The organism is Duganella sp. CF458, assembly GCF_900113115.1.
Taxonomy (GTDB): Bacteria; Pseudomonadota; Gammaproteobacteria; order Burkholderiales; family Burkholderiaceae_D; genus Rugamonas.
Map to the genome: position 1 here is coordinate 451095 of NZ_FOOF01000001.1, position 25566 is coordinate 476660.

A 25566-nucleotide genomic window follows, 5' to 3' on the forward strand; every position below is an offset into this window, starting at 1 on the left:
GCAAATTATTTATGCCGGCTTCCTGAACACGCAATAGCCGGCCGCCAGGCGCGCATCGGGCGTCGCAGCCAGGTGTCCATCCGCTAGCAAGTGGATGCAGGAACCGGCACACGCTTCCAGGTGCGTCAGCATTTCGGGCAGCGTCGCGTCGGCGGCAAAGTCGTCCCACGCGGCGCCCGCGCCAGGGCCGCCGCGCGGCGCGACGATGGCGTGGCTCGAGCCGAACGCTGAAGCAAGGCGCAGCGCCAGCGCCGCCAAAGCGGCGCGGCTGCCGACCCGCTGCAGCACGCACGGCCAGCAGAAGGCGTCGTCGCGCAGCTCGATCGCCACCATGTGCTGGCTGGCCCGGCGCACGCTGGCCGGCAATCCCCCGACCCGGCCCAGCGCCTTGTCGACCCGGCGCTGCAGCCCGCGCGGCGGCAGCGAGTGGCTGACATAGATTGTCGAAGTTTCCATATTAATTCCCTCCAGGCATCTAGCTTTACTTCAGCATAGACCATGGATGCCATAAGGAAACTATCCAATCATTGCAGCCGCAGCCCCGCTTTGATCAATGGCAAATCGGTGTAGCGCTTCCCGGTCGCGGCAAACAAGGCGTTGGCCAACGCCGGCGCCAGGGGGCCGACCGCTTCCTCGCCGACACCGCCGGGCGCTTCATTGCTGTCGATGATGACCACCTCCAGCGCCGGGGTCTCGGCCAGCGCGAGCAGCTTGTAGTCGGTGAAGTTCGACTGCTCCACCGCGCCATCCTTGACCGTGATTTCGCCATAGATGGCAGCGCTCAAGGCGAAGATGACGCCCCCCTCGATCTGCCCGCGCACATTGCGCGGATTGACCGTGATGCCGCAATCGAGCACCGTGGTGACCCGGTGCAGCTTGACGCGCGATTCCGCATCCACCGACAGCTCGACCACCTGGCCGATATACGTGCCGTTGGCCCAGGTGAAGGCCATGCCGCGGTGACGACCGGCCGGCCCCTTGCCATGCCAGCCGGAACGCGCTTCCAGCTGGTCCAGCACGGCGCGTTCGCGGCTGCCCGGCTTCATCAGGCTGCGCCGGTAGTCGAGCGGATCGCGCTTGGCGCGCAAGGCCAGTTCGTCGACGAAGGACTCGGTGGCAAAGATGTTTTGCGACGCCGCGACCGAGCGCCAATAACCAAGCGGTACCCCGGCATCGACCGTATTGGTGCGGTGGACGAAACCAGGCAAGCCATAGTAGCGGGTAAGCAGCACGCCGACCGCGCTGCGGTCAAAGGGCTTGGCGTACTGCTTGTCCGCGCCGAAGCGCGAGTAGCTGAACAGGGTGTCGCTTGCGCTGTCCATGCGCACGGCCGTCACGGCGCCTGCGGCATCGAAGCCGGCGCGCAGGCGCAGTACGGCTGCCGGACGGTGGTAGCCGTGGCGCATGTCTTCTTCGCGGCTCCACAGCAGCTTGACCGGCACCCCGGCGTCCCTCGCGATCAAGGCCGCCTGCACGGCGAAGTCGGCCTCGATGCGGCGGCCGAAGCCGCCGCCGCTGAGCGTGGTGTGGATGGTGACCGCTTCCGGCGCGATGCCGAGCGCCTGCGAGACGTAGGTGCGGGCCGTGTCCTGCGCTTGCGTCGGCAGCCACAGCTGCGCCTTGCCGTCCATGACGCTGGCAGTGCCGTTCATTGGCTCCATCGTGGCATGCGCCAGCAGCGGCACGCTGTAAGTCCGTTCAATCCAGGCGCTGGCCTTGGCCGCGCCGGCGTCGTGCGCGGCGTTGAGGTCTTCGGCCTTGCCATTGCGCGGCACCACCAGGTCGCCATCTTTGCGCACCGCCTCGCGCAGCATGTCGCGGTAAGGCGCGCTGGAGTGCTTGCTGGCAGCGGCAAGATCCCATTCCGGCTTGAGCGCATTGAGCGCCTGTTGCGCGCGCCAGTAACTATCGGCAACGACTGCCACGGCATCGGGCAGGCGCACCACTTTTTTCACGCCGCGCCTTGCCAGCGCCGGCTGCGCATCGACTGCCGCCAGCTTGCCGCCGAAGTGGGGGCATTGCAGGATGGCGGCATGCAGCATGCCGGGCATTTTCACGTCGATGCCGTACACCGCGCTGCCATCGGTCTTGGCCGGCAGGTCGAGGCGTGCCACGTCCTTGCCCATATGGCGCCAGCGTTCCTTCGGCATCAGCGGTGGCTCGGCCGGCACCGGCTGCAGGGCAGCCTGTTGCACCAGTTTCGCGTACGGCAGTTTGCGGCCGGTCGCCTGATGCAATACGGCGCCGAGCTGGGTGTCGCATTCGGCCGCAGGGACTTTCCACTGCGCTGCCGCAGCCGCCACCAGCATGGCGCGCGCCTGGGCGCCGGCCTTGCGTAACTGCTGGAACTGGCGCGCCACGCCGCCGCTGCCATAGGTCGCGTATTCGCCCCAGCCAGGATTGATGAACTGCTTTTCCACCGGCGCCATGTCGATGCGCACGGTTTTCCAGTCCAGGTCCATTTCATCGGCCAGCATCTGCGCGATGGCGGTGCCGGTGCCCTGCCCGATCTCGCTGGTATTGGACAGGATGGTGACGCTGCCATCCGGCGCGATGCGCACCCAGCCCGGCGGCGGCGCAACCTCCGCCGCCGGCGCATCGGCTGCCGAGGCAACGATGCCAGGGCCGACCGCAAGCAGCAAGCCGCCGGCGGCCAGCGTCTTCAGGAAATCGCGACGATTGCTCATGCCAGCTCCTCCACGTGCATGCCCGCCGCGCGCCTGATCGCGCGCCGCACGCGTGGATAAGTACCGCAGCGGCACAGGTTGGTCATGGCCTCCTCAATCTGCGCGTCGCTCGGCTTGGGATGGGATTTAAGCAGTGCCGCCGCTGCCATCAGCATGCCCGACTGGCAATAGCCGCACTGCGGCACCTGCTCCGCAATCCATGCCTGCTGCAAGGCATGCGAGCGGTCCGGCGACAGCGCCTCGATGGTGCGCACCTTGCCCTTGCCCACCGCGCTGACCGGCATCACGCAGCTGCGCACCACCTGGCCGTCGATGTGCACGGTGCAGGCCCCGCACACACCGGCACCGCAACCGTATTTGGTCCCGGTCAGTCCCAGCGTATCGCGCAGCACCCACAGCAGCGGCGTATCGCCCTCGACGTCGGCCGTTCGGGCCGCGCCGTTGATATTGAGTGTGTAAGCCATGGTCTTCCCCCCAAAAAGTTGGAGAAAGCTTAACAGCGGCCGGGGCGCGTGGACCACCGGTGTGACGAAAGCCGGCAACCATGGGTTAAAAATGAAAAAGCCCGCACTGGGCGGGCTTCTCTGCAAGCAGCGCTGGTTCAGCGCTTCAGGACCAGCGAACCTGGCAGCGAGTGCAGGTAGGCGGCGATGTCCTGGATGTCCTTGTTGGTCAGTGGCTTGACCTGGCCGGTCATGATCGCGTTGGAGCGGCCGTTCGGCGCGTCGCCGCGCTTGTAAGCGGTCAGCGCGTGCTGCAGGTAGTCCTTGTGCTGGCCGGCCAGCTTGGGATAGCTCGGGTCGATCGGGGAGTTGTAGTCCTTGCCGTGGCAGGCAGCGCAGCTGTATTTTTCAGCCAGGGCCTTGCCATTTTCGATGTTGCCGCCAGCCAGGGCGCTGAACGAGACCGCGGAGCAGAACAGAGCAATAATCAGTTTTTTCATGGTTCAGGGCCTTATTTCTGCTGGGAGTAGAACGCGGCGATGTCGGCGATGTCCTGGTCGGACAGGCTGACAGCGATACCCTTCATGCTCGGGTGCTTACGCTCACCCTTCTGGTAGCCCTTGAGCGCGTTTTCAATGTACTTGGCAGATTGGCCGCCGATCATCGGCACCTGGAAAACTTCGGGGAAAGTCGCTTTGTAGCCTGGAATTGCATGGCAACCGATGCACATCTCGATCTTGCCTTTTGCGTTCTTGGCGTCGCCGACGATGTCCGCGGCTACGGCTGCCTGCGCAACGGCGGTCAGCGCGAGGAGTGCGAAGATTTTTTTCATAGGTGTGGGCTTTAATCAGTTGAAATCGGACACTGCATTGCGCAACAAAACCGCTCCTTTGCGCCCTCAACCTGCGATTTTACCTTAGGAGTTGGCCAATCGTCCATAAGATGGATCAGGGTTGGAGCACTTCTTTCACATGAGTTTCGCGAAACTGTTGTATGCCTTCCGCTTTTTTTCAGCGCGCAAGCGGAAACTTTTTGTTTCCATGTGGCAATTAGTGGTAAATTCGCCAGTTAAATTTAACTACCTTGTTTCCACAAAACTTTTTTCATGCCTTTTTACCTCTCCCAACAACGCCGGCCCCTGCTGGCGACCATGGCGCTGGCCATGCTGCTGACCGCTTGCGGCGGTGGCGGCGACAAGTCCAGCAACTCCGGCAACGGCAATAACGGCGGCTCCGGCAACGGCGGCTCCGGCACGCCCCCAACCCAGGTCCAGCCTGATGGCAAATCCACGCTGGAAGCCGCCCTGCCGAGCGGCGACGTCAGCAAATTGAACGACAACAACACCGATCTGCTGAAAGCGATCAAGGCCGAATTCGCCCTGCGCGAAACCGAACAGTCGGACCTGCTGAACCAGGTATGGGGCAACGAGTCCATCGTCTACGCACCGGGCGCCAATAGCCAGCTGCTGGTCCCGCAGACGACGCGCGAGTCGGCCCGCACCTACCCGCTGGTGGTGGGGAGCGGTGGCGACAGCCTGGCGATGGCCGGCAAGGTGCAGGGTGCCCGCGTGGCAGCGTTTGGCGCCAATGTCATCGGCGGCGACTTCCCTGCGATGGTGGCGCCGACGCGCCGCCTGCTGTCCTGGCTGCTGTCCGGCCAGCAGCAAGACGTCAGCGCCGCACGCGAGATCACCCTGCTGCGCTACTCGAACGGCGAACAGACGGCCTTGAAGGCTTGGTTCAAGACCCAGTTCCCCAACTGGACCATCAGCACCTGCGCCGACGACAACCAACTGGCCAGCTGCACCCAGAACGGCCAGTTGCTGCTGGTCGGCAGCGCGGGCTCCAGCCTGAACGATTCCAACGCGGCCCTGCTGGCCTTCCTGAACAAATCGCTGGCGGCCGGCAAGCCCCTGCTGTACCAGCACACCGCCAGCTGGGGCGACGGCGGGCTGCCGCAAATCGCCGGCCTGCTGGGCCAGGCGCCGCTGCCTTACGCCGGCAACTACTTTGACAAGGACAGCGCCAACTGGACCAACAAGGATGCCATGATGGCCGCCCAGCCGGGCGCGCTGAAGCCGATGCAGTCGATCAGCCGCGTGGTCAACCACCTGGCGGCCGCCGACTACACCTTCAACCTCGGGCAGTGTGAAGACGACCGGCGCTGCCCTACCGTGCCGGCCTTGGGCGCTGAATTCTTCCAGGGCGCGGAACAACTGCAATCGTGGATCGCCAGTGTCGAGACTGCCGGCAAGCGTCCGTTTGACGCGGATGCGCCCAAGCTCCTGAAGTACCTGGTGCTGCTGGGCGACTACTACCGCAACCACGTCACCTACCCGATGAGCAAGAGCAGCACGCCGGTCAACACCTTCCTGCAGGCGCTGTTCGCCGACCATGCGCTGGCGAGCAACCGCGACATCCAGCCGGCCATGAAACTGCAGGGCAGCAGCTTCCCATCGCTGTCCGGCAGCGCCGCCGAGACCTCGGTCAGCCGCAGCTTTGCCACCCGCAAGGTTGACTTCAGCACCAGCGCAGCCACTTATGCGCTGCCTGGCAAGACTTTCAGCGTGACCCGCAACGACAGCAGCGCGGCCAAGGTCACGGTGTTCATCAACCAGCTGCGCAGCGGTGCCGCGCATATCTTTGGCGACAAGTACGACCGCCCGCAATTCTTGTGGGGTAATGAGGTGCCGCTCGAACCCGGCCAGACCATCAAGTTGAGCAGCCCGACCGGCGGCATCATCTACGTGCGCCTGCAGGAAACCGATAGCCCATTGAATGTCGCGCTGCAGTTCAGCGGCGTCGGCCAGCAAGCGGCTTACACCGGTCCGGAAAGCGCCGCCACCTTCGCCAGCGCGGTGCGCAGCACCACGATCGGCTGGTCTGAAATCCTGACCCCGGCACTGGAAATCCACTCCACCACGGAAAAGATGCGCAAGACCGTGACCGACTACAGCGACAACGTCGGCAAGCTGCTCAGCGATATCGACACCTATATGTACAAGGATGCCTACAACCTGGCCGCCTTCAACGGCCGCGACCTGGCCCTGCCGGCCGGCGTCGCCAGCTTCTGCCAGGGCAAGGGCTGGGACTGCGCCAGCTGGGATATCCACGGCCTGGGCGGCGTACAGCACTTCAATGCCGACCAGGCAAATTGCGGCTACCTGTGCTCCGGCCAGCCGATCGACAGCTATGCCGTCTTCTCGCCGCTGGGCTGGGGCGAATCGCACGAAATCGGCCACAACCTGCAGCGCGGCCGCCTCAAGATGTACGGCAGCCAATCGACCGAAGTATCGAACAATATCTTCCCGATTCACAAATGGCTGCTTTACAACCGCAACAATCCGACTGCCAAGCAGTACGGCCGTGACATTCAGCAGAAAGCAACGTTCGACCTGCTGCAAGCGGCCCAGAAACAGGCCGCCCCGGCGGACTACGTGAAAACCAATATGTGGTTCAACGACGACCTGTCCGGCGGCCGCCTGCAGTTCTATTGGCAGCTGCCGATGGATAACAGCACCCTGGGCGACAACGGTTGGGACCTGTACCGCCTGCTCTACCTGCACGAGCGCCTGCTCTCCAAGGCAAGCGGCAGCGACGCCAGCTGGAGCAGCGAGCGCGCCAAGCTGGGCTTCTCGGATGCCGGCTATGCCAGCCGCGCCACCGTGCAGTCCATCACGGCCGAAGACAACATGCTGGTGGCAGTCTCGTTCATCACGGGGCGCGACCAGCGCAGCTTCTTCGACATGTGGGGCATCAAGTACAGCGCCACCGCCGCCGCCCAGGTAGCCGCCTACGGCTACCCTGCAAGCAGCAAGCGCTTCTGGGTGGTTCCGTGCGAGAAAAATGGCCTGAAAGCCCCGCTGTCGGCACCGGTGGCGGTGGACGGCGTGAGCGCCTGGCCGGTCGCAGGCAACTGCACACAGTAAGCGGCTCTGGCATATACTTCCGGTGATCACCCTCACCGGAAGTTTTTACCATGCACGCACCGCAACGCTTTGAAGGCTCCGACAACTACGTCGCCACCAATGACCTGAAACTGGCCGTCAACGCCGCCCTGACCCTGCAGCGTCCCTTGCTGATCAAGGGCGAACCGGGCACCGGCAAGACCATGCTGGCCGAAGAAGTCGCCGCCGCACTCGATATGCCGCTGATGCAGTGGCATATCAAATCCACCACCAAGGCCCAGCAAGGCCTGTACGAATACGACGCCGTCTCCCGCCTGCGCGACTCCCAACTGGGCGATGAACGCGTGCGCGACATCCACAACTACATCGTCAAAGGCGTGCTGTGGCAAGCCTTCACCGCGCCGGAACCGGTGGTGCTGCTGATCGACGAGATCGACAAGGCCGACATCGAATTCCCGAACGACCTGCTGCGCGAACTGGACCGCATGGAGTTCTACGTCTACGAGACGCGTGAAATGGTCACCGCCAAGCACCGCCCGCTGGTGATCATCACCTCCAATAACGAGAAAGAGCTGCCGGACGCCTTCCTGCGCCGCTGCTTCTTCCACTACATCAAATTCCCGGACAAGGACACGATGGAAGCCATCGTCAAAGTCCACTACCCGCACCTGAAGCAGGAATTGCTGGCCACCGCCCTGCAAACCTTCTACGAAGTGCGCGACGTGCCGGGCCTGAAGAAAAAGCCTTCCACCAGCGAATTCCTCGATTGGCTGAAGCTCCTGATGGCCGAAGACATTCCGCCGGAAGTCCTGCGCGGCAAGGACCAGAAAGCCGCCGTTCCGCCGCTGCACGGCGCCCTGCTGAAAAACGAACAGGACGTGCACCTGTTCGAACGCCTGGTATTCATGTCGAGGACCAACCGCTGATGGAAGCCCCAACCCCGGTCACGCTGCAAGCCAACGGCCTGCGCCTGGAGCCGCTCGGCCCGCAGCACGCCGACGCCCTGCGCGAAGCCGCACAGGACGGCGAGCTGTGGAAGCTGCGCATCACTTCCGTGCCGGAGCCGCACAAGGTGGAAGCCTACATCGCCACTGCGCTGGAAATGCACCCTTCCCGCCTGGCCTTCGCCGTGGTTGACGCGACCAGTGGCCAGGTGCTGGGCACCACCAGCTACCACGACATCGTGCCATCCATCGACCGCGCGGAAATCGGCTACACCTGGTACCGCCGCAGCGTACAGCGCACCCACGTCAACACCACCTGCAAGCTGTTGTTGCTGACGCACGCCTTCGAAACGCTCGGCTGCGCCGTGGTCGGCTTCCGCACCGATAATTTCAACCACGCCTCGCAAGCCGCCATCGAACGCCTGGGCGCGAAGAAGGATGGCGTCATCCGTCACCACGCCGTGCGCCGGGACGGCACGGTGCGCGACACGGTCATGTACAGCATCGTGCGCGGCGAATGGCCCGAAGTGAAAGCGCAGCTGCGCTACCTGCTGGCGCGGAGGGAGACGGCATGCTGATCGACTTCTTCTTCACGCTGAAAGATGCCAAGATCCCGGTCACGATCAAGGAATTCCTCATCCTGCTCGAAGCCATGCAAAAGCAGGTGCTGGAACCCTCGCTGGACGACTTCTACTACATGAGCCGCCTGTGCCTGGTGAAGGACGAAGCCAACTACGACAAATTCGACCGCGCCTTCGGCCAGTACTTCAAAGGCATCAACGCCGTCTTCGACACCACCAAGGAGATCCCGCTCGACTGGCTGCTGCAGCGCATGAAGCGCGAGCTGACGCCGGAGCAGATCGCCGCGCTCGAGAAATTCGGCTACGATAAGCTGATGGACCGCCTCAACGAACTGCTGAAAGAGCAGAAGGAACGCCACGAAGGCGGCAACAAATGGATCGGCAGCGGCGGCACCTCCCCGTTCGGCAACGGCGGCACCAATCCGGAAGGCATCCGCATCGGCGGCAAGGGCGGCAACCGCAGCGCAGTGAAGGTGTGGGAACAGCGCACCTATAAGGACTACGATGGCGAGCGCGAACTGGGCACGCGCAACATCAAGGTGGCCCTGCGCCGCCTGCGCAAGTTCGCCCGCCAAGGCGCGGCGGAAGAACTGGCGCTGGACCAGACCATCCGCGCCACCGCCAACAACGCCGGCTACCTCGACATCAAGATGCAGCCCGAGCGCAAGAACAACGTCAAGGTGCTGATGCTGATGGACGTGGGCGGCACGATGGACGACCACATCGAACGCGCGGAAGAACTGTTCTCGGCCGCCAAGACCGAGTTCAAGAACATGGAGTTCTACTACTTCCACAACTGCGTGTACGACTACCTCTGGCGCAGCAACCGCCGCCGCAACGCCGAACGCTTCGCCACCTGGGACGTGCTGCGCAAATACCCGCCCGACACCAAGTTGATCTTTGTCGGCGACGCCACTATGAGTCCTTATGAAGTGCTGCAGCCCGGCGGCTCGGTCGAATACAACAACGAAGAAGCCGGCGCCGAATGGCTCGGACGATTCACTTCGCACTTCCCGAAGTTCATCTGGCTCAACCCCGAACCGGAAGGCCTGTGGCAATACCGCCAATCGATTTCCGTGATCCGCCAGATCATGCAGAACCGGATGTTCCCCATCACCATCGAAGGCCTCGAGCGCGCAATGCGCATGCTCTCAAAGTAAATTGAGTTGGAGGCGGTAGCCGACGGCGGTTTCGGTGAGCAGGTATTGCGGCTGGGCGGGCTCGTCTTCCAGCTTGTGGCGCAGGTGGCCCATGTAGATGCGCAGGTAATGGCTGTTGTCCGATTGCGCGGGGCCCCACACGGCGCGCAGCAGTTGCGGCGCGGTCATTACGCGGCCGGCGTTGGCGACCAGCACGGATAACAGCCGGTATTCGGTGGGCGTCAGGTGCACGTGCTCGCCGCGCTTGCTGACGCGGCGGTTCGGCAGATCCACCACGACTTCACCGAATTGCACTTGCCCGGCATTGTCGGCTTGTGGTTGCCGCTGGCGGCGCAGCGTGGCGCGCACGCGGGCCAGCAACTCTCCCGTGCCGAACGGCTTGCTCAGGTAATCGTCGGCGCCGGCATCCAGTGCCTTGATCTTGTCGGACTCGTTGACGCGCGCCGACAGCACGATCACCGGCACGTTCGACCATTTGCGCAGGTCGGCAATGAAGTCGATGCCGTCGCCATCGGGCAGCCCAAGGTCGAGGATCACCAGGTCCGGGCGACGCGTGCCGGCGTCGATCAGGCCGCGCTGCATGCTGGCCGCTTCGTGGACGTGCCAGCCCTCATCCTCCAGCGCGGCGCGTACGAAGCGCCTGATCTGCGGTTCGTCTTCCACCAGCAAGGCGGTGGGGACAATCTCGGTCTGTTGCGTGTTCATTCTTCCTCGATGTCAGGCAGCTGCGGCGGAGTGCCGACCGGCAGCGTGAAGACGAAGGCGGCTCCGCCGAGCGGGGATTTATCCGCCGCGATAGTGCCGCCGTGCGCTTCGACGATGGCGCGGCAAATCGCCAATCCCAGGCCAACGCCCGGTTTGGCCGACTCCTTTTCGCCGCGCGTGAACTTCTCGAATATCGCTTCTTCACGCCCGCGCGGCAAACCCGGGCCGTTATCGTACACCATGACCCGTACCAACTCGGCGCGCTGTACGGCGTAGATCACAATCGACGATCCAGGCGGCGTGTACTTGGCGGCGTTCTCCAGCAGATTGCACAGCACGCGTTCGATCAGCATTGCGTCGAAGCGTAGCAGCGGCAGCTCCAGTGAAAGCTGGGTGCTGACCTTGTGGCCGCCCAGTTGCAGGCGACTGGCGCGCAAGGCACTGCCGACCACCTCTTCCAGCGGTTGCCATTGCAGGTTGAATTTCAGTTCCCCGCTTTCGATGCGCGCCATATCGAGCAGGTTGGCCACCAGGGCGCTCATGCGCAGCGCCTCCGCGTGCAGCGAGCTGGCCAGCTCCAGCTGAGGCTCCGCCAGGGGCGGGCGCGAGCCGGCCAGCGATTCGGACAATCCCACCAGTGAAGTCAGCGGCGTGCGCAGGTCGTGCGACAAGGCCGCCAGCAGGGAGTTGCGCAAACGTTCCGATTCCATATTGACCAGCGCTTGCTGCGCTACTTCCACATAATGCACGCGTTCCAGGGCAATGGCGGCCAGCGCGGCGAAGGTATCGAGATGCTGCCGCTGCTCGGGAATCAGTATCCAGCGGCGCTGCGCCGGCTCGATCGCCAGCACGCCGCGGGTGCGCATCGGCGCCACCAGCGGCATGTAGAACAGCGGGCTGGCCGGCAGCGTGTCGGTGCCGAGGCCAGCGCTTGCGGCATGGTCGAAAGCCCATTGCGCCACGCCCTGGTCCACGGCACGATTCGCATCCGCCCCGGTGGGCGGATGCAGGCGCCCACCGGCATCTGGCAACAACAGGCTTGCCTTGGCATTGAACGTCGATTGCACGAAGCGCGCCGTGGTCTCGAATATTTGCTCCGTTTGCAGCGCGCCCGACAGCTCGCGCGCAAACTCATACAATGCACGGGCACGGCTTTCGCGATACGAAGCGACGCGCGCCTGGAAACGCAGGCCGGCGGTCAAGTGGCCGGTGATCAGGCCCACCGCCAGCATGACGGCAAAGGTAATGGTGTATTGCAAGTCCGTGATCGCGAAGCTGAAGCGGGGCGCGACAAAGAAGAAGTCGAAACAGGCCACGCTGACGCAGGTTGCCAACACGGATGGCCCGCGTCCGAAGCGCACAGCTACCAGCAGCACCACCAGCAAAAACAACATGGCGATATTGGCCAGGTCGAAGTAAGGCAGCAACGGCGTCGCCAACAAGGCCATGCCGACACTGGCGGCGGCGGCAGCCGCATAACCGGCCGCGCGCCGCTTGAAGCGCAGCGCGTCCTCTTCTGCATCGCCCGGTGCGGCGGTACTGGCCGCTGTCGTCGCCGGCGCTCCTGTGCGCTCACTCCCGGAGACCACGATCAGGTCGATGTCCGGCGCATATGCCGCCAGGCTGCGCATATGCGAGCGGCGCCATGGCCAGGTGCGGTGCGCCCGCCCCATGGCAATCCTGGACAGGTTGTGGCTGCGCGCATAATCGGCGGCAGCGGCGGCAATATCGCCGCCGGAGAGCACGGCAGTGGTGGCCCCCAGGTCTTGCGCCAGCTTGAGCATTTTCAGCACCCGCTCCCGCTCACCGGCGGGCAGGCGTTGCAGGGTGGGTGTTTCGACATAGACGGCATGCCATTGCGTGCCCAACTGGCCTGCCAGGCGCGCGGCGCTGCGCACCACCTGCTCGCAGCCGTGCCGTGGACCAACCAGCGCCAGCACGGAGGCGCCGGTTTTCCAGATAGTGTCGATCGACTGTTCGACGCGGTAAGCGCGCACATCGTCTTCAATGCGGTCTGCGGTGCGGCGCAAGGCCAGCTCGCGCAGCGCGATCAGGTTCCCCTTGCGGAAGAAGTTCTTTGCGGCGCGTTCGGCTTGCGGCGCCTGATAGACCTTGCCGCCTTTCAGGCGTAACAGCAATTCGTCGGCCGGGATATCGACCAGCACCACCTCGTCGGCGGCGTCGAACACCGTATCCGGCACGGTTTCGTTGACCTGAATGCCGGTGATGCCGCCCACCACGTCGTTCAGGCTTTCCAGGTGCTGCACGTTGACGGTGCTGAAAACATCGATGCCGGCTTCCAGCAACTCCGCCACGTCCTGCCACCGCTTGGGGTGGCGCGAGCCCGGCGCGTTGGAGTGCGCCAGCTCGTCAATCAGGACTAGCGGCGGGCGACACGCCAGCGCGCCATCGATGTCGAATTCGCCCAGGGTCTTGCCGCGATACGCGATTGCCCGCAGCGGCAAGACCTCCAGCCCTTCCAGCAGCGCCGCGGTTTCGCTGCGGCCGTGGGTCTCGATTACGCCGACCAGCACCTGCTGCCCTGCCGCCTGCAATTTGCGGGCGGCCGACAGCATGGCGTAGGTCTTGCCGACGCCGGCCGAAGCCCCGAAGTAGATGCGCAGCTTGCCGCGCGCCGCTTTGCGCTGCTGCTCCTGCATATGCGCCAGGAGCACATCCGGGTCCGGTCGGTCTTCGTCGAGAGGGATCATGTCAGCGAGTATGCGGCGTTTTTCTGTCCAACGCCAGATTCAGCGCCAGGACGTTCACGCGCGGTTCGCCGAAAATGCCCAGGACCTTGCCCGATGCGTGCTCGGCGATCAGGGCCTGCACCTGCTGCGGCGCGATGCGGCGCTCAGCCGCCACCCGCCTGGCCTGATATTCGGCGGCCGACAGGCTGATTTCCGGATCGAGCCCGCTACCGGAAGCCGTGACCAGGTCGACCGGGATCGGCGCCGGGTTGCCGGGATCGGCAGCCTTGAGCGCCTCGACGCGGGCGCGCACGGCATCTGTGTAGGCCGGGTTGAGCGGGCCCTGGTTGGAGCCGCCGGAGCCATTGGCGTTGTACGGCATCGGTCCAGTGGCCGACGGGCGGCCCCAGAAATATCTCGGCGAAGTGAACTGCTGGCCGATCAGCGCGGAGCCAACCGGCTTGCCGTCCACTTCCAGGATCGAGCCGCCAGCCTGGCTGGGAAAGGCCAAGGAGCCGACCGCCGTGACGGCCAACGGATAAGCCATGCCGCAAGCGATGGTCAGGACGCCGAACAGTACCAGCGCGGGACGAATAGTCGAAATCATCTTGTTCTCCAGCTTATACGAGGTTGAACGCTGCCAGCAGCATGTCGATCAATTTGATGCCGATGAACGGCAGCACCAGTCCGCCCACTCCGTACAGCAGCAGATTGCGGCGCAGCAGCGCAGTGGCGCCGATGGCGCGATAGGGCACGCCTTTCAGGGCCAGGGGGATCAGGAACACGATGATCAGGGCGTTGAAGATCACGGCGGACATGATGGCGGAGTTGGGGCTGGCCAGGTGCATGATGTCCAGGGTCTTCAATTGCGGGTAGGTGCCGACGAAGGCGGCCGGAATGATCGCAAAGTACTTGGCGATATCGTTCGAAATCGAGAAAGTGGTCAGCGAGCCGCGCGTCATCAGCATCTGCTTGCCGATCTCCACGATCTCCAGCAGCTTGGTCGGATTCGAATCCAGGTCCACCATATTGCCCGCTTCTTTCGCAGCCTGGGTGCCGGAGCTCATGGCCACCGCCACGTCGGCCTGGGCCAGCGCGGGAGCGTCGTTGGTGCCGTCGCCGGTCATGGCCACCAGGCGGCCGTCGGATTGGTAGCTGCGGATAAGTTTCAACTTATCCTCAGGCGTCGCCTCGGCCAGGAAATCATCCACACCCGCTTCAGCCGCTATCGCAGCGGCGGTCAGCTTGTTGTCGCCGGTGATCATCACGGTCTTGATGCCCATGCGCCGCAGCTCCGCGAAGCGCTCCTTGATGCCGCCCTTGACGATATCCTTCAGCTCCACCACGCCCACGACGCGGCCGTTGTCGGCCACCACCAGCGGCGTGCTGCCCCGGCGCGAAACGTCTTCCACGGTGTGCGCCACTTCGTCAGGCCACTGCTGGCCAGCCGCTTCCACGTACTTGCGCACGGCGTCGGCCGAACCCTTGCGCACTTCACGGCCATCCATGTCCACGCCGCTCATGCGGGTGTTGGCTGAAAACGGGATGAAAGCGGCGTGCAACGGCGACATTTCGCGCCCGCGGATATTGAACTTCTGCTTGGCCAGCACCACGATGCTGCGGCCTTCCGGCGTTTCGTCCGCCAGCGAAGCCAGTTGCGCCACGTCGGCCAGTTCGCGCTCGGTCACTCCCGGCGCGGCGAAGAAGGCCGAAGCCTGCCGGTTGCCGAGGGTGATGGTACCGGTCTTGTCCAGCAACAGGACGTCGACGTCGCCCGCGGCTTCCACCGCGCGGCCGGAAGTAGCGATGACGTTGGCCTGCATCATGCGGCTCATGCCCGCCACGCCGATGGCCGACAGCAGGCCGCCGATGGTGGTCGGAATCAGGCACACCAGCAATGCGATCAGCACGGTGATGGTGATCGGTGAACCTGACTGCGCGGCTGCCACCGAGAACAGCGAGAACGGCAGCAAGGTCGCGGTCACGATCAGGAACACGATGGTCAGCGCCACCAGCAAGATGGTCAGCGCGATTTCGTTGGGGGTTTTCTTGCGCTTGGCGCCTTCCACCATGGCGATCATGCGGTCGAGGAAAGTCTCGCCCGGGTTGGCGGTGACCTGGACCACCAGCCAGTCGGAAAGCACGCGGGTGCCGCCGGTAACCGAGGAAAAGTCGCCGCCCGATTCGCGGATGACCGGCGCGGATTCGCCGGTAATGGCGCTTTCGTCCACCGAAGCCACGCCTTCAATTACAGTGCCGTCGATCGGGATCACGTCGCCGGCTTCCACCAGCACGTAGTTATTCTTGCGCAGGTCGGTGGCGGGGCATGGCAGCCATGGCGTGCCGTGCTTTGGTACTGCCAGGCGCTTCGACGTCACGCTCTGTTTCAAGCTGCGCAGCGAAGCCGCCTGCGCCTTGCTGCGGCCTTCGGCCAGGGCTTCGGCAAAGTTTGCGAACAGCACGGTGAACCACAGCCAGATCGTGGTGGCAAGGATGAAGCCAGAACCGGCTTCTCCCACGCCGTTCAGCGACTGGAGGTAAAGCAGCGTGGTGGTGATGCTGCCGATATAGACGACGAACATGACGGGGCTGCGCAGTTGGACCGCAGGGCTCAGCTTGCGGAACGCGTCGGCAATGGCCGGCACGACAAGCTGCGAGTCGAGCAGCTTGAGGCGCTTGCCTGGTTGGGCGACTGGAATCGCCTGGGATTGCGACATGATGTGCTCTCCTTACTTATACAGTTGCAGGTGTTCGATCACCGGGCCAAGCGCCAGCGAAGGAACGTAATTCAACACGCCTACCAGCAGCACGACAGCTACCAGCAGGAACACGAACATCGGACCATGGGTCGGCATGGTTCCGGAGTTCGCTTGCAGGCGCGGCTTCGATGCCAGCGAACCGGCAATCGCCAGCACCGGCACGATCATGGCGAAGCGGCCGAACCACATGGCGACGGCCAGCATGGTGTTGTAGAACGGCGTGTTGGCGGAGAGACCGGCGAAGGCGCTGCCGTTGTTGTTAGCGGCCGAACTGAAGGCGTACAGTATCTCCGAGAAGCCATGCGCGCCTGGATTGGCAACGCCCACCCTGCCGACGTCCAGCATGACGGCGATGGCAGTACCCGCCAGCACCAGGGTCGGCGTGACCAGGATCGCGATCGAGGTCATTTTCATCTCGTACGACTGGATTTTCTTGCCCAGATATTCCGGCGTGCGGCCGATCATCAAGCCGGCGATGAACACCGCCATGATGGCAAAGACCAGCATGCCGTACAGGCCCGAGCCCACGCCGCCGAACACCACTTCGCCCAGCTGCATCAGCAGCATCGGTCCTGCCCCGCCCAGCGGCGTGAAGGAATCATGCATGCCGTTCACTGCGCCGCAGGACGCTGCCGTGGTCACGGTTGCGAACAGGCCGGTGGCTGCGATACCGAAGCGCGTTTCCTTGCCCTCCATATTGCCGCCCGCTTGCAGCGCAGTGGCCGACTGGTCGACACCAATCGCCTGCAGTGCCGGTTGCGCAGACTGCTCCGCAGCCGTGATGCCGACGGCGGCGACCACGAACATGATGGTCATTGCACCCAGCACGGCCCAGCCCTGGCGGCGGTCGCCCACCATGCGGCCAAAGGCGAAGCACAACGCGGCGGGGATCAGGAAGATCGCCAGCATCTCGCCGAAATTCGACATTGCGGTCGGGTTTTCATACGGATGCGCGGAGTTCGCATTGAAGTAGCCACCGCCATTTGTGCCCAGCATCTTGATCGCTTCCTGCGAAGCGACCGGCCCCATCGCGATCAACTGCGTGGTCGCGGTCTGGATTTGCGCAGGCGCCTCGGGCGTGGCGCCGGGCACTGTGTACGTCACCGGTTCCATCAGGGCCACTTCCTTATAGGCTGAGAAATTCTGGATCGCGCCCTGGCCAACCAGGAACACTGCAAACACAAAGGACAGTGGAAGCAGCACATACAGCATGATGCGGGTCAGGTCGACCCAGAAATTGCCGATCGATTTGGCGGATCGGGCAGCAAAACCCCGGATCAGCGCAAATGCCACGGCAATGCCGGTGGCAGCCGAGAAGAAGTTCTGGCCCGTCAGCGCCAGCATCTGGCTCATATAGCTCATGGTCTGCTCGCCGGCATACCCTTGCCAGTTGGTGTTGGCCACAAAACTGACGGCGGTATTGAACGAGGAATCGGGGCTGACGCCCGGCAGGCCTTGGGGGTTGAGCGGCAACCACGCTTGCATGCGCTGCACGGCATAGACAAACAGGGTGCCAACGAGGTTGAAGACCAGTAGCGAGATGGCATAGGCTTTCCAGCCCATGCCGCGCTGCGTTTCGTCGGCCGTTATCCCGGCGGCGCGGTATAGCAGCCGTTCGGCCGCTGCCAGCCAGCCCAGGCCCGGGATTTGGCGGCCATCGGCAACGCGTGCCAGCAAACCGCCCAGCGGCCACGCTGCGGCGACCAGCACCAGCAGGAAAACCGCCAGCAACAGGAAAGATTGGGGGCTCATGTTACAGCTCCTCCGCTTTCAGCAGGGCCGCCAGCAGGTAGACCAGCAAACCGGCCGTGGCTATGGAGCCGATGAAATAAAAGATGTTCATTGCTGGTCTCCCAGCTTGTCGCAACCGGCCGCCATGGCGACGACCAGCACGAAAAAGGCGACGATTGCGCCGATAAAGACGATGTCCATTACGTTCCCCGAAAGGTCTTGTTTGTCTGTAAACCAGCTTATCGAGCCACGTCTAAAATCGGTGTAAAGACTCGGCAAGCCGGTGTAAACAAGTTGTAAAAATCAGAAGGTCCGGCTGACGGTGAGCTGCAGGGCGTTCTTGCCCAGGAATTTGCCGTTGGCCGGCGACGCATAGGCCGTCTTGCCGGCATTGGTGCCGAGGGCAGCCAGTTGCACGCTGGCGAAACCCATGTCCCTGGTCACACCCAGCTTCCAGTCGCTGTAATCGGAAGCGGCGTTATGCTTCACGCGCTGGTGTCCGGCATGCAGGTTGACGGTATAACCGGCACCCGCGTCAATGTTGGCGCTCAGGTCCAGGTAGCCCGAGTCTTTGCTGTCGACGAAGCCGAACAGGCTTGTCAGCGAATGCGAATACTTCAAAATGGCCGGGCCGTAGCCAAGCTGGGCGTAGATTTCCGTGGTGTCGGGATTGTCGATGCCCGGGATACGGCCTTTGTAAACATAGGTCAGTACGCCGGCGTCGTAGCTGATGTCTTGCGTCAGTTGGCCGCGCCTGCCGCCGTAGATGTCCAGTTCCACGCGGCCGGAGCCGCCCGCATCGCGCGTCCAGTTGATGGTTGATGCCCAGGCGCCGACGTATAAACCAGTAGCAGCGCTGGCAAGATCGGCGCCGCCTTGCACGGCAGGCTGCAGGCGCGACTGCGAGATGCCGCGATAGCGGTAATCGCTGGTCAGCGAAGCGTTGAAGCTCAGGTCATCGGCAAAGGCAGGCGCCGCCAGCATCGCCGCGGCCAGGAAAATCGCATTTTTCATACATCCACTTTCGTCAAAAAAGAAGGTGACGAAAGCGTAGCGACCAGTGCGTAAAAACGGTCTAAATAGAAGGCGGCAGCACATCAACGCCGCGTAAACATCTCACAGGCGCATAAATTTGCGCAGCACAGCCTGCACCTGGTGCTCGGCCAGCGGCTTATTCAGCAAGCCTGCAGCGCCGGCGGCGCGGCCGCGGGTGAGGTCGTAGTCGTGGGCGGACTGCACCAGGAAGACTACTTCGGGATGCGTCTCTTCGCCGCGCAGTTGGGCGCACAGCAGGTAGTGGTCGAGGATGGGCGAGGCAAAGTCGATCAACACCACGGCGACCGGCCGCTGGCGGCAGATCGCCAGCGCAGCCACGCCGTCCACCGCCCACAATACCGCGGTGCCGAACTGTTTCAGCGATTGTCCCAGCTGCTCGCTGAAATGGGCATTGGCGTCCACGCACAGCACGGCCCCTTCCCGCCGCGGCTTGCGCATCTTTTCATAGACATCCGGGTCGGTCAGGTCCAGGTCGAGCCGCTCGCGGCGCCGGCGCTCGGGTACCAGCGAACCTTCGGACGCCGACAGGCCGGCTAGCACTGCGGCACGGCGCTCGACCAGGCGCGCCAGCCCGGCATACATGGCGCTCCACTGCACCGGCAGCGGCAAGTTCGGGTAAGGCAGGAGCACACCGGTCGCACCCAGCACCAGCGCCGGCCGGATGTCGCCTGCCGCCAACGATGCGATGACGGCCAGGGCTTTCAATTCGGTGCCGTTGGCCAGGTAAATATCGGGGTCCTGCAGGCTGTCTTCGGACAATGAAAGATACGACGGGCCGTCGGCTGGCGCCCGGGCCAGGCCATGCGCGAGCGCCAGCCCGGCCTCCGGCGGGAAGCCAACCAGCCTGACTGCGAACGGGCGCCGATCTGTGGTCATAAACCCATTTTACCGCTGTGATTCCCTTGCGCCACCGGCCGTTGCGGATAGAATGCGCAAGCATGCGACCCGTCAAAGCGGAAAATACTGTATATAATCACAGCACTTTGCATTACCAATAACACGTATGGCCACTAAAAAACCAGTTTCCGACTACAGCGAATCATCTATCCGCGTCCTCAAAGGACTGGAGCCCGTCAAGCAGCGCCCGGGCATGTACACCCGCACCGAGAACCCGCTGCACATCATCCAGGAGGTGATCGACAATGCTTCCGATGAAGCATTGGGCGGCCATTGCAAAAATATCATCGTGACGCAGAATGCCGACGGTTCCATCACCGTCGAAGACGACGGCCGTGGTATTCCGGTCGGCTTGCATCCTGAAGAAAACGTACCGACGGTGGAAATCGTCTTCACCCGCCTGCACGCGGGCGGCAAGTTCGATAAGGGCTCGGGCGGCGCCTATGCCTTCTCGGGCGGCCTGCACGGTGTCGGCGTTTCGGTCACCAACGCGCTGTCCAAGCGCCTGGAGATCGCAGTGTGGCGAAAAGACGACGCCGGCAATGGTTTCCACAATATCGCTTTCGAAAACGGCGACCTGGTGGAACCGCTGCGCTCCGAACCTGCCCCGAAAGACGGCAAGAAGTCCGGTACCCGCGTTACCGCCTGGCCGGATGCGAAGTATTTCGATTCGCCGCTGATTTCCCAGGTCGAGCTGCAACGCCTGCTGCGCTCCAAGGCCGTGCTGCTGCCCGGCGTGACCGTCACGCTGAAAAACGCCAAGAACGGCGACGAGCAGACCTGGATGTACAAGGACGGCCTGCGCGGCTACCTGAACGAACAACTGGCGCAAACCACCTCCGGCGGCGAAACCCTGATCCCGCTGTTCGAGGGCGAGCAATTCGCCACCCCTGACGCGGAAGGCTTTGCCGAAGGCGAAGGCGCGTCGTGGGTGGTTGCATGGACCGAGGAAGGCGCCGTGGTGCGCGAGTCCTACGTCAACCTGATCCCGACCCCGAACGGCGGCACCCACGAATCGGGCCTGCGCGATGGCCTGTTCGGTGCGATGAAGAACTTCGTCGAGCTGCACTCGCTGCTGCCGAAAGGCGTGAAGCTGCTGCCGGAAGACGTGTTTGCACGGGCCTCCTTCGTGCTGTCGGCCAAGGTGCTGGACCCGCAGTTCCAGGGCCAGATCAAGGAACGCCTGAATTCGCGCGATGCGGTGCGCCTGGTGTCCACCTTCTCCAAGCCTGCGCTGGAATTGTGGCTGAACCAGCACATCGACTACGGCAAGAAGCTGGCGGAGCTGGTGATCAAGCAGGCGCAATCGCGCCTGCGTTCGGCGCAGAAGGTCGAGAAGAAGAAATCCTCCGGCGTGGCCGTGTTGCCGGGCAAGCTGACCGATTGCGAATCGGACGAAGTGACCCGCACCGAAATCTTCCTGGTCGAGGGCGATTCCGCAGGCGGCTCGGCCAAGATGGGCCGCGACAAGGAATTCCAGGCCATCCTGCCGCTGCGCGGCAAGGTGCTGAACTCCTGGGAAACCGACAAGGACCGCCTGTTTGCAAATAACGAGATCCACGACATCGCCGTGGCAATCGGCGTCGATCCGCACAACCACAGCGACACACCGGACCTGAGCGGCCTGCGCTACGGCAAAATCTGCATCCTCTCCGATGCGGACGTCGACGGCTCGCACATCCAGGTGCTGCTGCTTACCCTGTTCTTCCGCCATTTCCCGAAACTGATCGAGAACGGCAATATCTGCATCGCCCGCCCGCCGCTGTACCGCGTCGACGCGCCGGCACGCGGCAAGAAACCGATCCAGAAACTGTACGCGCTGGACGACGGCGAGCTGGTGGCGATCGAGGACAAGCTGCGCAAGGACGGCCTGAAGGAAGGCTCCTGGACCATCTCGCGCTTCAAGGGCCTGGGCGAGATGAACGCCGAGCAGCTGTGGGAAACCACCATGAATCCGGACACCCGCCGCCTGCTGCCTGTGTCGCTGGGCGATTTCGACCACAGCTACTCGTCCTCGCGCTTCAATATGCTGATGGGCAAAGGCGAAGCCGCCGCCCGCCGCGCCTGGATTGAAGAACACGGCAACGAAGTTGAAGCAGACATCTAATACAAGTATCGAACATGACTCAAGCAAACCTCTTTGACGAACCAACCCCGGAGCTGCCGCCAAGCGGTGGCAGCGGCGGTGATGACGGCGGCGAATCGCTGACCCTGTCGACCTTCGCCGAGCGCGCCTACCTGGATTACGCGATTTCCGTGGTCAAGGGCCGCGCCCTGCCGGATGTGTGCGACGGCCAGAAGCCGGTGCAGCGCCGTATCCTGTATTCGATGAATGAACTGGGCCTGGGCCCGACTGCCAAGCCGCGCAAGTCCGCCACCGTGGTCGGTGACGTGCTGGGCAAGCTGCACCCGCACGGCGACCAGTCGGTGTACGACGCGCTGGTGCGCATGGCGCAGGACTTCTCCCTGCGCTATCCGCTGATCGATGGCCAGGGTAACTTCGGTTCGCGCGACGGCGACGGCGCCGCAGCAATGCGATACACCGAAGCCCGTTTGACCCCGATCTCGCGCCTGCTGCTGGACGAGATCGACCAGGGCACCGTGGACTTCATCCCGAACTACGACGGCTCGTACGAGGAACCGGCCCTGCTGCCGGCGCGCCTGCCGATGGTGCTGCTGAACGGCGCCTCCGGTATCGCGGTGGGCCTGGCGACCGAAATCCCGTCGCACAACCTGACCGAGGTGGCCAAAGCCGCCGTGGCCATGATCCGCAATCCGAAGATCACCCACGCGGAACTGATGGAACTGATCCCGGGCCCGGATTTCCCGGGCGGCGGCCAGTTGATCACCCCGCGTGCACAACTGGACGATATGTACGCGTCCGGCCGCGGCTCGATGAAGGTGCGTGCGCGCTGGAAGATCGAGGAACTGGCGCGTGGCCAGTGGCAGGCCGTCGTGTACGAACTGCCGCCGGGCACCTCCAGCCAGAAGGTGCTGGAAGAAATTGAAGAATTGACCAATCCGAAAGTCAAGCTGGGCAAGAAAGCCCTGTCGCCGGAACAGGTTGCGCTGAAAGGCCTGCTGCTGGGCCAATTGGATAAGGTACGCGATGAATCGGGCCGCGAAGCTGCGGTGCGGCTGGTATTCGAACCGAAATCGAAGAACCAGAACCAGACTGAGTTCATGCACATGCTGCTGGCGCATACCTCGCTGGAGACTTCGGCGTCGATGAACCTGGTGATGATTGGCGGCGATGGCCGTCCGCGCCAGAAGGGCATCAGCGACATCCTGGGCGAATGGATCGAATTCCGCTTCGCCACCGTGACCCGCCGTACCCAGTTCCGCCTGAACCAGGTCGATGAGCGCATCCACATCCTGGAAGGCCGCCAGATCGTCCTGCTGAACATCGATGAAGTGATCGCCATCATCCGCAATTCGGACGAGCCGAAGGCGGCGCTGATCGAACGCTTCAAGCTGTCGGACCGCCAGGCCGAAGACATCCTGGAAATCCGCTTGCGCCAACTGGCGCGCCTGGAAGCGATCAAGATCGAACAACAACTTGCCGAGTTGCGCAAGGAGCGTGAAGGCCTGCTGGACATCCTGGAAAATCCGTCCACCTTGCGCCGCCTGGTCATCAAGGAAATCGACGGCGATGCCAAGACTTACGGCGACGCGCGCCGCACCCTGATCGAGGAGGCACAGAAGGCGGTTGTCGAACAGAAGGTGGCCGACGAACCGGTGACCGTGATCATTTCCGAGAAAGGCTGGGTGCGCGCGCGTACCGGCATCGGCCACGATCCGGCGCAGTTCACCTTCAAGGCGGGCGATTCGCTGTACGGCGCGTTCGAGTGCCGCACGGTGGACACCCTGCTGGGCTTCGGCGACAACGGCAAGGTGTACTCCGTGCCGGTAGCCGCCCTGCCTAACGCTCGCGGCGATGGTGTGCCGATCACCACGCTGGTCGACCTGTCGGGCGGTGCGCGCCTGCTGCACTACTTTGCGGGCAACGGCGACAAGCAGTTGCTGCTGGCCTCCGACGCGGGCTACGGCTTTATTGCCAAGGCTGGCGATATGGTGTCGCGACTGAAGGGCGGCAAGTCCTTCATCACGCTGGACGAAGGCGACAAGCCGCTGCCGCCGACCGTCGTTGTCGATGGCGCGAGCGCGGTGGCGGTCATTTCAGAGAAGTCGAACCTGCTGGTGTTCGGCATGGACGAGATGAAGGTGCTGTCCAACGGCGGCCGTGGTGTGATCCTGATGGATCTGGCCGACAAGGAGAAGCTGGTTGCTGCATGCGCGATCACCGACAAGGGTGTGACCGTGCTGGGTATCGGTAATGCGCAGAAGGCCAAGGAAGACCGCATGGGGCCGACGGCTCTGGGACCTCACTTTGGCAAGCGCGCTCGCAAGGGCAAGCCGATGCCGGTAAGGATCAAGCCGACTGGCCTGGCGCCGAACACCTAGAGCCGGCAATCCGGTGTCTGACCCGCTGGGTCAGGCACCGATGACGCGGCGGCCGCAGGTTTACCGGTTTCAGCGCGGTGCGTACAGGTCGATCGTCTCCTGCACCGCATCGCTGCAAACCGCACAAAACTCCTCACTGCGGTCAAACATCAGGCACTGCTGCTGCGAACGGTAGTAGCCAGTCGCCTCGTAATTCGCCCCTTCGAACGCCCCCACAGCCTTGCGGTTCGGCGCCTTCGAGAACAGCGCATTGGTCCAGGCCAGGTCTTCCTTGAACAACTTGCTCATCTCCGATTCCGGGCGGTTGTCCTTGCGTAGTTGTGCGCGGATCTTCTGGTATTCGCGCGAATGCGTTTCATACTCCGCCTTTGGCCACGCCGTCGGCAAGGCAGTCCCCGCTGTCACGAACTTCTTCCACTTCACGTTGGCCGGGTCCAGCAAGGCCGTCACGTTCGGCTCCCAAGGCTCCATGCGCACACCGCCCGTCGCATACGCCACCGGCGAGGTGTAATACTCGTCGGCCAGGCCTGCGAAGTGATGGCCGAATTCGTGCACGAACAGGTAGTTCGCCCAGTCGTTATCCGCCGCCGCAGTGCTGAATTGGCCGTAAATACCGCCCCCGCCGTAGGTGTCGTTGTTCACCAGGATCTCGATGAACTCATACGGCGCATGCTGCGCAATCTCGCGCAGCGCGCGGTTGTCGATGGTCAGCACATAACGCTCGCTGCCGAAGATGTCGTAGCGCGTACCCAGCTTCGACGCATGGTGGGTGTTGGTGGAAGGGCGCGATACGCCGCTTTCCTGGGTCGGCACCGCCATCGCCCACACGTTGAAGTCCTTGGCGCGCTCCTTGAACGGTGAAACCGTGAACAGGTAGTCGGACAGCTTGCGTGCACGGGCTTCGAACTTGGCCATGTCGGCTTTGGTGTAGCCGTCGCCCAGGATCAGCAAGTCCACTTTCTTCTCACTGGCCCCATTGACGCGGATCGGGATCGGCTTGGCAGGCGCCGCGTCCTGCTTGCGCACCACGTCCATGGCATCGGCATCGACGTCCACGCTCCAGGCCACGGAGAACTCATTGCGCTCGTCGCGCTTCAGGATACGTACCTTGACCGGGCGGTCAGGCTTGGGGAAGCGCACCGACTCGTGGAAGCCGCGTGTCAGCTTTGCTGCTTCTTCGGTCGACTTCCACTCGACAAAGATGGTGGAGAACGTACGCGAATACAGCACCTTGCCGGTCTTGGCATCCGCCACTTCGACCTTGTTCACGCCGCGGTTGGTGGTATCGATTGTCTTGGACATATCGCCCGGCCATGGCAACGGTTCAATCACTACTTGTTCGATCGCATAACTTTCGTTTAGCGCGTTACCGGTGTGCATATAGTCGAGGCGTACGGTTGCCGGTTGCGCCGCCAGTGCCAGGCCGGACACGGTGCCGAGCACCGCTCCCGCCAGCAGTCGATTCAGGTACGACATGAAGTCTCCAGTGTGGTTTTGGTGGCGGTTATTGTAGCTGTGCTTTGCGGAATACAGTAGACCAGC

At 63.4% G+C, this 25566-nt stretch carries 20 protein-coding genes; 6 read left to right on the forward strand and 14 right to left on the reverse strand.

Annotated features, from left to right (window positions below):
• Positions 1-9: 9 nt before the first annotated feature.
• From BM269_RS02000 to BM269_RS02020, 5 genes are all read right to left on the reverse strand, one after another.
• Positions 10-456 carry a hypothetical protein gene (locus BM269_RS02000; protein ID WP_090435207.1) on the reverse strand — a complete coding sequence of 149 codons (447 nt, stop codon included), beginning with the start codon at positions 454-456 and terminating at the stop codon, positions 10-12.
• A 68-nt stretch (positions 457-524) separates the two neighbouring features.
• Positions 525-2687, reverse strand: a complete 2163-nt coding sequence (locus tag BM269_RS02005; RefSeq protein ID WP_090435210.1) for a xanthine dehydrogenase family protein molybdopterin-binding subunit — start codon at positions 2685-2687, stop codon at positions 525-527.
• Complete coding sequence (locus BM269_RS02010) at positions 2684-3151, reverse strand: (2Fe-2S)-binding protein (RefSeq protein ID WP_090435213.1); 468 nt, start codon at positions 3149-3151, stop codon at positions 2684-2686. Before BM269_RS02010 ends, BM269_RS02005 begins: the two co-directional genes overlap by 4 nt.
• Positions 3152-3288: 137 nt before the next feature.
• A complete protein-coding gene (locus BM269_RS02015) occupies positions 3289-3630 on the reverse strand; it encodes a c-type cytochrome (protein WP_090435215.1) in 342 nt (113 codons plus the stop codon).
• 11 nt (positions 3631-3641) lie between these two features.
• Positions 3642-3962 carry a c-type cytochrome gene (locus tag BM269_RS02020; RefSeq protein ID WP_055929173.1) on the reverse strand — a complete coding sequence of 107 codons (321 nt, stop codon included), beginning with the start codon at positions 3960-3962 and terminating at the stop codon, positions 3642-3644.
• A 273-nt stretch (positions 3963-4235) separates the two neighbouring features.
• Here BM269_RS02020 and BM269_RS02025 point away from each other — a divergent pair, with 273 nt between their 5' ends.
• From BM269_RS02025 to BM269_RS02040, 4 genes are read left to right on the forward strand one after another with little or no spacing between them, the layout of a single operon-like run.
• On the forward strand, positions 4236-7058 hold the full coding sequence (locus tag BM269_RS02025; protein ID WP_090435218.1) for an ImpA family metalloprotease: 2823 nt from the start codon (positions 4236-4238) through the stop codon (positions 7056-7058).
• Positions 7059-7108: 50 nt separating this feature from the next.
• Complete coding sequence (locus BM269_RS02030) at positions 7109-7963, forward strand: AAA family ATPase (RefSeq protein ID WP_057260886.1); 855 nt, start codon at positions 7109-7111, stop codon at positions 7961-7963.
• Positions 7963-8559 carry a GNAT family N-acetyltransferase gene (locus BM269_RS02035; RefSeq protein WP_090435221.1) on the forward strand — a complete coding sequence of 199 codons (597 nt, stop codon included), beginning with the start codon at positions 7963-7965 and terminating at the stop codon, positions 8557-8559. The genes BM269_RS02030 and BM269_RS02035 overlap by 1 nt, the downstream gene beginning before the upstream one ends.
• The gene (locus BM269_RS02040) at positions 8553-9722 is read left to right on the forward strand and encodes a vWA domain-containing protein (protein ID WP_090435224.1); all 1170 of its coding nucleotides are present in this window, start codon (positions 8553-8555) and stop codon (positions 9720-9722) included. Before BM269_RS02035 ends, BM269_RS02040 begins: the two co-directional genes overlap by 7 nt.
• Here BM269_RS02040 and kdpE read toward each other — a convergent pair.
• The 8 genes from kdpE to BM269_RS02080 all read right to left on the reverse strand — a co-directional run bounded on the left by kdpE (position 9714) and on the right by BM269_RS02080 (position 19539).
• A complete protein-coding gene (gene kdpE, locus BM269_RS02045; RefSeq protein ID WP_090435227.1) occupies positions 9714-10427 on the reverse strand; it encodes a two-component system response regulator KdpE in 714 nt (237 codons plus the stop codon). The two genes, BM269_RS02040 and kdpE, sit on opposite strands and share 9 nt — an antisense overlap.
• The gene (gene kdpD, locus BM269_RS02050; protein ID WP_090435231.1) at positions 10424-13138 is read right to left on the reverse strand and encodes a two-component system sensor histidine kinase KdpD; all 2715 of its coding nucleotides are present in this window, start codon (positions 13136-13138) and stop codon (positions 10424-10426) included. Before kdpD ends, kdpE begins: the two co-directional genes overlap by 4 nt.
• Position 13139: 1 nt before the next feature.
• Complete coding sequence (gene kdpC, locus BM269_RS02055) at positions 13140-13724, reverse strand: potassium-transporting ATPase subunit KdpC (protein WP_090435234.1); 585 nt, start codon at positions 13722-13724, stop codon at positions 13140-13142.
• A gap of 13 nt (positions 13725-13737) precedes the next feature.
• The gene (gene kdpB, locus BM269_RS02060; protein ID WP_090435237.1) at positions 13738-15834 is read right to left on the reverse strand and encodes a potassium-transporting ATPase subunit KdpB; all 2097 of its coding nucleotides are present in this window, start codon (positions 15832-15834) and stop codon (positions 13738-13740) included.
• 12 nt (positions 15835-15846) lie between these two features.
• Entirely contained in the window at positions 15847-17628 is a 1782-nt protein-coding gene (gene kdpA, locus BM269_RS02065) for a potassium-transporting ATPase subunit KdpA (RefSeq protein ID WP_090435240.1), read from the reverse strand.
• A gap of 1 nt (position 17629) precedes the next feature.
• Positions 17630-17719, reverse strand: coding sequence for a potassium-transporting ATPase subunit F (locus BM269_RS02070; protein ID WP_090435243.1), 90 nt, complete (start codon positions 17717-17719; stop codon positions 17630-17632).
• Positions 17720-17910: 191 nt separating this feature from the next.
• Complete coding sequence (locus BM269_RS02075) at positions 17911-18621, reverse strand: TorF family putative porin (protein WP_090435246.1); 711 nt, start codon at positions 18619-18621, stop codon at positions 17911-17913.
• 102 nt (positions 18622-18723) lie between these two features.
• The gene (locus tag BM269_RS02080; protein ID WP_090435249.1) at positions 18724-19539 is read right to left on the reverse strand and encodes a response regulator; all 816 of its coding nucleotides are present in this window, start codon (positions 19537-19539) and stop codon (positions 18724-18726) included.
• A 127-nt stretch (positions 19540-19666) separates the two neighbouring features.
• Here BM269_RS02080 and BM269_RS02085 point away from each other — a divergent pair, with 127 nt between their 5' ends.
• Positions 19667-21667: a DNA topoisomerase IV subunit B gene (locus BM269_RS02085; RefSeq protein WP_090435252.1), complete on the forward strand. Its 2001-nt coding sequence runs from the start codon at positions 19667-19669 to the stop codon at positions 21665-21667.
• Between the two features lie 14 nt (positions 21668-21681).
• Entirely contained in the window at positions 21682-24024 is a 2343-nt protein-coding gene (parC, locus tag BM269_RS02090; protein WP_090435255.1) for a DNA topoisomerase IV subunit A, read from the forward strand.
• A 69-nt stretch (positions 24025-24093) separates the two neighbouring features.
• Here parC and BM269_RS02095 read toward each other — a convergent pair whose 3' ends face one another.
• On the reverse strand, positions 24094-25500 hold the full coding sequence (locus BM269_RS02095; RefSeq protein WP_090435257.1) for an IgA Peptidase M64: 1407 nt from the start codon (positions 25498-25500) through the stop codon (positions 24094-24096).
• Between the last annotated feature and the right edge of the window lie 66 nt (positions 25501-25566).